Source organism: Streptomyces sp. (assembly GCF_036566765.1).
GTDB lineage: Bacteria > Actinomycetota > Actinomycetes > Streptomycetales > Streptomycetaceae > Streptomyces.
Window position 1 is genome coordinate 1 of record NZ_DATCVQ010000522.1, and the last position, 5971, is coordinate 5971.

5 protein-coding genes and 2 pseudogenes are annotated in these 5971 nt (G+C 74.2%); 4 read left to right on the plus strand and 3 right to left on the minus strand.

Translation table 11 applies throughout. The features are described from left to right. Nucleotides 1-15 precede the first annotated feature (15 nt). The 3 genes from VIU94_RS30370 (at nt 16) to VIU94_RS30380 (ending at nt 2806) form a co-directional block, all read left to right on the plus strand. Nucleotides 16-126: a nicotinate-nucleotide--dimethylbenzimidazole phosphoribosyltransferase gene (locus VIU94_RS30370; RefSeq protein ID WP_414721038.1), complete on the plus strand. Its 111-nt coding sequence runs from the start codon at nt 16-18 to the stop codon at nt 124-126. Between the two features lie 80 nt (nt 127-206). Continuing rightward, nucleotides 207-2003, plus strand: coding sequence for a phosphatidylglycerol lysyltransferase domain-containing protein (locus tag VIU94_RS30375; RefSeq protein ID WP_331916200.1), 1797 nt, complete (start codon nt 207-209; stop codon nt 2001-2003). Further along, a complete protein-coding gene (locus tag VIU94_RS30380; RefSeq protein ID WP_331916202.1) occupies nt 2000-2806 on the plus strand; it encodes a hypothetical protein in 807 nt (268 codons plus the stop codon). The genes VIU94_RS30375 and VIU94_RS30380 overlap by 4 nt, the downstream gene beginning before the upstream one ends. On the opposite strand, the pseudogene VIU94_RS30385 reads toward VIU94_RS30380, so the two are convergent. Next, nucleotides 2746-3513: pseudogene (locus VIU94_RS30385) on the minus strand (hypothetical protein); the annotation flags it as partial. The gene VIU94_RS30380 and the pseudogene VIU94_RS30385 sit on opposite strands and share 61 nt — an antisense overlap. A gap of 79 nt (nt 3514-3592) precedes the next feature. Between VIU94_RS30385 and VIU94_RS30390 the strand changes: the two are divergent. Further along, nucleotides 3593-4363 (plus strand): adenosylcobinamide-GDP ribazoletransferase, encoded by a 771-nt coding sequence (locus VIU94_RS30390; RefSeq protein WP_331916204.1) that lies wholly within the window; start codon nt 3593-3595, stop codon nt 4361-4363. A 23-nt stretch (nt 4364-4386) separates the two neighbouring features. On the opposite strand, the gene VIU94_RS30395 is transcribed toward VIU94_RS30390, so the two are convergent. Next, nucleotides 4387-5007 (minus strand): spherulation-specific family 4 protein, encoded by a 621-nt coding sequence (locus VIU94_RS30395; protein ID WP_331916206.1) that lies wholly within the window; start codon nt 5005-5007, stop codon nt 4387-4389. A 12-nt stretch (nt 5008-5019) separates the two neighbouring features. Further along, nucleotides 5020-5971, minus strand: a pseudogene (locus tag VIU94_RS30400) (hypothetical protein); the annotation flags it as partial.

The window sequence follows — 5971 nt, forward strand, 5'->3', positions numbered from 1 at the left end:
GATCAGGGCGTCACTGTGGGAGAAGGAACCGGGGCATTGCTCGCGCTCCCCCTCGTGCAGGCGGCTGCCGCGCTCGCGGCCGAACTGCCGGAGCGCACAGAGCCGGTGGAGAGCGATTCGGACTGACGCGACGGCGCGGCCGCCCATAACCGGGCGACCGCGGCCTCGCCCATCTTGGCGCGTGATGCCCCATATCATCGCGTTTCATGGGAGAGGTCCGTTTGTCCACCGAGCTTGCGCCCCGCGCCCCCGGCACTGCCCGCTCGCGCCGCAGCGCCGCGTTCGCCGTCTGGTATCTCCGCGCCGTCACGTTCGTGAACTTCCTGAGCGCGGTCTGGGTCTCTCTCGGCCAGGACCTCCGCCGCCACAACACGGACGACTACTTCACCCCGTACCTGCTCACCGCGGGCTTCGCCTCCGGCGCCCTCACGCTGCTCCTCGCCGTCACCATGCGCCGCCGCAAGCGCGCCGCCTGGATCCTGAACATCGTGCTCAGCGGCGTGTTCCTGCTGCTGTTCGCGCTGGCCATGATCCTCCCGGAGATCCGGCAGCACGCGCAGAACTGGGTCTCGCTGGTCCTGACCGCCGCCTTCGTCGTCTCCCTGCTGCTCGGCCGCAAGGAGTTCTACGCGAAGGGCGACCGCTCCAACCCGCTGCTCGCCGCGCTCGTCGCGGTCGGCGGCCTGCTCGTCACCTCGCTGTTCGCCGCCTTCCTGGTCACCGTCACCAACACCGCCACCGGCCCCTCCACCTTCCTGGAGCGCTGGCGGTACGGCGTGATGCGGCTGGTGACGCTGGCCGCCGACGACTCCCAATTTCCCGCCATCGCCACCCCCGGCTGGGTCGACGTCACCATCAACGTGATGTCCACGCTGCTGCTGTTCGCGGTCCTGTTCGCCGCGTTCCGCTCCCGCCGCGCGGTCGACCCGCTGACCGCGGACGACGAGCGCAAGCTGCGGGCGCTGCTCGACAAGCACGGCGACCGGGACTCGCTCGGCTACTTCTCGCTGCGCCGCGAGAAGAGCGTCGTGTGGTCCCCGAGCGAGAAGGCCGCCGTCGCCTATCGCGTGGTCGGCGGGGTCTCGCTCGCCTCGGGCGACCCGATCGGCGACCCGGAGGCCTGGCCCGGCGCGATCGAGCCGTGGCTGGCGGAGGCCCGCGAGCACGGCTGGATCCCGGCCGTGATGGGCGCGAGCGAGGAGGCCGGCACGATCTACGCCCGGCACGGCCTGGACGCCCTGGAGCTGGGCGACGAGGCGATCGTGGAGACCAAGGAGTTCACCCTGGACGGCCGGGCCATGCGGACGGTCCGGCAGGCGTACAACCGGGTCAAGCGGGCCGGGTACGAGGTCCGCATCCGGCGGCACGAGGACATCCCCGCCGACGAGATGGCCGAGCTGCTGACCAAGGCCGACGACTGGCGGGACGGGGCGACCGAGCGAGGCTTCTCGATGGCGCTCGGCCGGCTCGGGGACGAGGCCGACGGCCGCTGCGTGATGCTGGAGTGCAGGGACGTCAGGGACATCGGCGATGGGGAAGGGGAAGGGGACGGGGACCTGCGGGCGGTGCTGTCCTTCGTGCCGTGGGGGCCCCAGGGCCTGTCGCTGGACCTGATGCGGCGCGACCGGGACTCCGAGAACGGCCTGATGGAGTTCATGGTCATCGAACTCCTGCAGCGCGCCGAGGAGATCGGGATCACTCAGGTCTCACTGAACTTCGCGATGTTCCGGTCCGTCTTCGAACGTGGCTCGAGGCTCGGTGCGGGACCGGTGCTGCGCCTGTGGCGCTCGCTGCTCAGCTTCTTCTCCCGCTGGTGGCAGATCGAGTCGCTGTACCGCGCCAACGCCAAGTACCGGCCGATCTGGGAGCCCCGTTTCATGCTCTTCGAGAAGAGTGCCGACCTGCTGCGCATCGGTGTCGCGGCGGGCCGAGCCGAAGGATTCCTGGAGGCCCCGGGCCTGCCGAAGTGGATGCATCGCAGACATCTGGAGAGCGGCCGTTGAGCGGGGGCGTACGGAGCTTCGCCCGCAGGGAGTGGGGGGCGCTGTTCCCCCGCGTGCGGACGGCGCTCGTCACGAGGAAGTGGCGCGCGATACCCCTGACGCTCGCTTCCGTCTGCCTCACCGCACTGTTCCAGCTGGTGCAGAACCAGGACTGGGGGTACCAGCCGGTCCAGAACATCGGGGCCGTGCGCGCCGCGGAGCCCCTGTGGCTCGCGCTGCTGCGAACGCCACTGTCGCTGTTCGTGCCGGCGCTCGACCTGCCGGTGTGGGGCGCGCTGGCGCAGGTCCTGGTGGTGTTCGGGATCGCGGAGATCTGCCTGGGGCGGTGGCGGACGCTGGGCCTCGCCTATCTGGCGACGCTGGCGGGGACGCTGTACGCGCGACTCGGCATCGCGCTCGGCCCGGACGGGCCGCTGGGGCTGCCGGCCTCGGACGCGCAGGTCGTGGACACCGGGCCGTCGGCGGCGGTCGTCGGGCTCGCGGTGTACGTGTGCTGGGCGCATCGGGCCTGGTTCACGGGGGGCCTGGTGGTCGTGGCGATGGCGGTCGAGGTGATGGTCAAGAACAACCTCGCGGGGAAGGAGCATCTGGCGGCGATCGCCGCGGTGGCGGCGGTGTGCGCGGTGGTGCGCGTGGTTCTGACCCGGCGTCAGCGGCGGTCCGGGCCGTCGGAGCCGGAGCCGGAGCCGGAGCCGCCTTCGCCGGAACCGCCCGCGCCGGAGCCCCCGTTCGAGCCCCGGCTCCCCGAGCCCCGGGCCGGCAGGGCCGGGACCCGCTCCTGGAAGCCGCCGATCAGGTCCTGAAGACGGCGGGCGATCCCGTCCCAGCGGCGGTCGTGGTGGATGGCGCGCAGCGACGCCCGGGCCCGGGCCTTCGGCCGTCGCGCGTACGCCTTGCGGGCCCACAGCGAGCCGGGGCGGGCGAGCCGTACCGCCCCGACGATCGCCACGAACGGCACCAGCGCGCCGAAGACCGCCGTCCGGAACTTCCCCTTGAACAGGGCGATCAGCACGAAGAGGAAGTTCAGCGCCAGGGTGGCCAGGACGACGCCGCGGTCCTGGCGCTCTTCGGCGGAGAGCTCGTTGACGCCGAGCGGCGCGAAGCCGGACAGGGCGAGCAGCGCGAGCGCGGCGGTGAGCACGACGACCTCGACGCTCTTGCGGCCCTCGTCGGTCCAGTACACGTCGTCCAGATGCAGGATCAGCGCGAACTCGTCGAGCACCAGCCCCGCGCCGATGCCGAAGACCACCGCGAACACGGCGCCGGACGCGCCCTCCCGACCGCTGGCGACCGCGCCGAAGCCGCCGAGGACGGTGAGCACGACGCCCGGGACGACGTGGTGGATGTGCACTCCGCCGGCCCCGGAGACATTGCGGAACGGGCCCTTCCCGGCCCGGATGAGGCGGGTGATGGTGCGGGTGATCAGGAAGGTCAGGACGAAGGAGCCGAGGGCGAGCAGCAGCGGGAGCTTCCCGGGCTCGATGATGTTGCGGTAGAACCAGTGACCCATGCCACCCTCTGCCCTTTCGCCCGGTATTCGTGCGGTATGCGCAACTTACCGTTCCGGGGCGGCGGATACTGTGCGGCGCATGGACGGCATCCGGTTCGCCTTCGGCACGCTCACCGTGCTCCCCGCCCGTGTCACCCGCTGGGAACGGGACGCGGCGCGGGCCGGCATGCTCTGCGCCCCGCTCGCCGGGCTGGTGGTCGGGCTCCTCGCGGGCGGACTCGGCGGGGCGCTCCTGCTGCTCGGCGCGGGCCCGCTGCTCGCCGCCGTCGCCTCGGCCGCCGTCCCGGCCCTTCTCACCCGGGGCCTGCACCTCGACGGGCTCGCGGACACCGCGGACGGCCTCGGCAGCGGCAAGCCCGCCGAGGACGCGCTGCGCATCATGAAGCAGTCGGACATCGGCCCGTTCGGCGTGATCACCCTGCTGTTCGCGCTGCTCGCCCAAGTGGCCGCGCTGGCCACGCTGTACGCCGACGGCTGGGCGCGCGGCGCGGTCGGGGCCGTCGTCGCCGCGGTGGTCGCCCGCCTCGCGCTCACCCACGCCTCGCGCACCGGTGTCCCGGCGGCCCGCCCGGAGGGGCTGGGCGCGATGGTCGCCGGCACCGTCCCGCCCGGCTCGGCCGTGGCCATGACCGCCGCCGTCCTGGCCGCCTGCACCGCCGCGGGCTGGCTGCTCTCCCCGTACGACGCCCTGCGCCACTTGCTGGCCGCGGCCGCCGCGCTCGCCGCCGCGGCTCTGCTGCTGCGCCGCTGCGTGGCCCGCTTCGGCGGGGTGACCGGCGACGTGTTCGGCGCGGTGGAGGAGACGGCGGCGACCGCCGCGCTGGTGGCGCTGACGCTCGTCCGGCCGTAGACCGGGCCGCGCCGGCAGCCGTCTCAGCGGCCGACGTCCAGCGCGTGCGGCAGGGTGCCCCACGGGTGCGCGCCGGCGCCCGGCACTGTGCACTGCACGGGCGAGGTCACCCGGGCGTCCGCCGGGGCCGCGTACACGAGGTGGCAGTACCGGTCGCCCGGCGGCAGGTCCAGGTCCCGGTAGGTGTCCCACGGGCCCTCGAAGGTGACGAGCAGGTCGGCCAGCGGGACGTACGAGGGGTGCGGCTGCGCGCCGTGGTTGAACACCAGGGTGCGGGCCCCGGCGGCACGGGCCGCGACGCCGATCCGGCGGAAGTGTGCGGCGGCCTCCGGCCCGGTCGGCACCTGGTCCAGGAACGCGCCGTCCGCCCCGTACCAGTCGCGGTGCCGCAGCAGGTCGACGACGACCTCGGCCTGCGGGCGGCGGCCGTAGTCGGTGTCGGTGTACCCGAGCACCCGGACCCCGACGGCGCGCAGCCGCCGGGCGACGTCGGCGAAGGCCGGGTCGGCGGCGGGACCGGGGCCGTTCTCCGGGTTGAGCACGACGCCGTACAGCCGGGGCGCGGCGGCCAGCAGCGCGGCCCAGCCCTCGGGGCGCTCGGCGGGGTGCTCGTAGTACGGAACGAGGAGGGAGGACGGGGTCAAGGGCGGGTCCCCCTAGGCTCGGTGAGCGGTCGGCCGTACCAGCAGAGCACAGCTCAGGACGGCGAGCACGGCGGCCGCGGTCCCGGTGATCGCAGGGCCCGCCTCCGGGACGGTGATCTGCGCGGCGGCGGCGAGCAGGCACACGAGCGCGGCACTCGACACCGCGCCGAACGCCTGCAACAGCAGCCCCAACCACAGGACGACCCCGACCAGCAGCAGCCCGAACAACCGCCCCGGCTCGGGCGATCCCGCCCCCGGCCAGACCAGGATGCCGACGAGCGCGAGCACCAGCAGCGCCGCGAGGTACCCGCCGAGGCAGAGCGCCAGCGTCGCCGCGGCGGCCCGACGAAACGCGCGAGCGGTGGTGGTGACCCGCAGCCCGACCCGGCTCTCCCCGCGAAACCGATGCAGCAACCACTCGGCCGGCCCCATGGAGAGCGTCAGCGCCACCGCCGAGGGCGCCGCGACGACGTCGACAGGCCCAGCCGACGCAAGCACGTCCCCCACGGCCGCGTACAGCACGAGCAGCCCGGTGCCGAGCCCGAAGAGCCCGTAGGGGAGGGAGGCGGCGAGCGGGGGGCCGGCGGGGCGTTGGGGGCGGTCGGAGACGGAAGGCGCGGCGGTCGCGGCGGGCGGCAGTTGGATGAGGGCGGCGAAGGCGCCGAGCAGGCCGTACGGCAGGAAGTCGGCGAGCCGCGGCCCGGCGCGGCGGTGCGCGCTGCCGGACGGGTCGGGCGCCGGGGCCGGACGCAGGGCGGCGGCGGCGAAGAGTGCCGTCGCGCCGAGCGAGGTGAGGAGCAGGGCGACGCGGAGCGCGTCGGGGAGGTCGTAGCGGAAGGCGGGCAGCGCTCCGGCGAGCGGCGACAGCGCGTACAGCAGGGCGCGTTCGCGGCCGAGGACGAGCAGGACGGTCGCCGCGGCCAGGTAGAGCGCCTGGCCGGCGGCGAACGCGGCCGCCGGCCAC

Bases quoted from the DNA above. Each gene is read 5' to 3' on its own strand.
- VIU94_RS30375 (WP_331916200.1), top strand. From the start codon at position 207: ATGGGAGAGGTCCGTTTGTCCACCGAGCTTGCGCCCCGCGCCCCCGGC.
- VIU94_RS30390 (WP_331916204.1), top strand. From the start codon at position 3,593: ATGGACGGCATCCGGTTCGCCTTCGGCACGCTCACCGTGCTCCCCGCC.